Annotated in this window: 4 protein-coding genes; 3 read left to right on the top strand and 1 reads right to left on the bottom strand. The window is 49.8% G+C overall.

The annotated features are described in order from the left end of the window. A partial coding sequence (locus E1189_RS24780; protein WP_230459976.1) for a hypothetical protein occupies positions 1–304 on the top strand: 304 nt, incomplete at its 5' end. Here the strand turns inward: E1189_RS24780 and E1189_RS25855 are convergent. Beyond that, entirely contained in the window at positions 222–440 is a 219-nt protein-coding gene (locus E1189_RS25855) for an alpha/beta family hydrolase (RefSeq protein WP_329601872.1), read from the bottom strand. The two genes, E1189_RS24780 and E1189_RS25855, sit on opposite strands and share 83 nt — an antisense overlap. A 75-nt stretch (positions 441–515) precedes the next feature. Here E1189_RS25855 and E1189_RS01600 point away from each other — a divergent pair, with 75 nt between their 5' ends. Together E1189_RS01600 and E1189_RS01595 are read left to right on the top strand one after the other, a co-directional pair. After that, positions 516–1,079, top strand: coding sequence for an acetate uptake transporter (locus E1189_RS01600; protein WP_155158348.1), 564 nt, complete (start codon positions 516–518; stop codon positions 1,077–1,079). 154 nt (positions 1,080–1,233) lie between these two features. Continuing rightward, a partial coding sequence (locus tag E1189_RS01595; RefSeq protein WP_155158347.1) for a hypothetical protein occupies positions 1,234–1,555 on the top strand: 322 nt, incomplete at its 3' end.

The raw sequence follows: 1,555 nt of genomic DNA, 5'->3' as shown, positions 1-1,555 counted from the left end.
CACGAATATAATAAAGCGATTGGAGCAGGACAGAACTCTGATCAACTATGGAGGGCTCTTCCAGCCGGTAATTAAACTGTTATGTACGCTGAAGGAAAAAACCTCAATACAACAGGATTATCTGCTTGTCGCAGCTCCTGTCGACCCTGTTGCTGACAGCAAAACCATATCACTTAAAGCACGTTGGGATCTCATGTTACCTACCCTGATGCCCACCGTTATCACACTGGATAACCCTCACTGGGAAGACGACATACAAAAGATGACAGCATCTGATAAAACCTTGGATAAACCGTATAAATAACTGCACACAACCAAACATTACGTACAACTGTCACGCCCTGTTCCGCCAGACGCTCCGCAACATCCGTCATAAAAGCATGATGCACCGGCGCACCGGCACCATGGGCAAGTATCCGGTTCCAGAGATAACGATCCATAAAAGCTCCTGCAGTGATGCAACAAAATGGTCTATACAGTAACGGTTTCTTATTTCAGCGCTGAGAGGTTTCCCAATGCAGGCAGATAACCTTTCCAACCCAGCACCACTGGGTTTAATGGGTTTTGGAATGACAACAATTTTACTCAACCTCCATAATGCAGGGCTATTCCCTTTCTCTGGAATGATACTGGCCATGGGATTGTGCTATGGCGGCGTTGCACAGGTTATCGCCGGTATAATGGAGTTTCGCAAAGGCAACACCTTCGGTACCACGGCCTTCACATCTTACGGCCTGTTCTGGATGAGTTTCGTGGCACTGTCGCTTTTCCCAGGGCTGGAAACGCCTGTTGCACAATCCACACCACCGGCATTTATGGCCTGCTACCTTCTGCTCTGGGGTGTGTTCACACTGTTTATGTTCTTCGGCTCCCTCAAAAAAACAAAGGCTCTTCAGTTTGTATTCGCCTCACTGACCCTGTTGTTCTTCCTGCTGGCCGCAAAAGATTTTACGGGTTATGCCAGCCTTGGCGTTTTTGCCGGTTATGAGGGGATTATCTGCGGCGCCTCCGCCATGTACCTCGCTATGGCAGATGTGATCAACGAAGAGTACGGCCGTATAGTTCTTCCTGTGGGATAACCCCTTTTAGAAGGCCATCGTGCCATGGACTATATTGTTTCGCTCATTGTGAACCTGAGTGCTGTATTTAATGACCGTCCATCGCAGTCTGGCCTTTACAATCCTGATAACTTTGAGCTGTCTGGCTCGGGCATCCTATTCACACAGCCCTTCAATGCTCCCCACCTCCCTGCCCGATGGCTTTGTTAAGGCCCGCCTTTTTGAAGAAGGTGATAACCGATGGCGATGGCACCTTCGCAATGAAGCCGGTAAAGCCGCATTGTTCTCAGCTAATATCGGCGTGGGTCTGTTAGCGGCCTATTTCATCAAAGCGCCGTGGCTGCGAGCGGGGGTGGGCCTCTCCATTGATTACCTGAATGCCGGCGACTGGACAGACTTTATCTGGCGGCAGGGAGTAAGAGCCCCGTTAACCGTAGACGCTTTCACTATTCAGAAAGGTTCCAGAAACAGGCAATGGCTGCTCCCCCTGACTTACC

Origin of the sequence: Parendozoicomonas verongulae, from assembly GCF_009711465.1 — a bacterium.
Classification (GTDB): Bacteria; Pseudomonadota; Gammaproteobacteria; order Pseudomonadales; family Endozoicomonadaceae; genus Sansalvadorimonas; species Sansalvadorimonas verongulae.
This window is presented reverse-complemented; position numbering and strand designations above follow the sequence as displayed.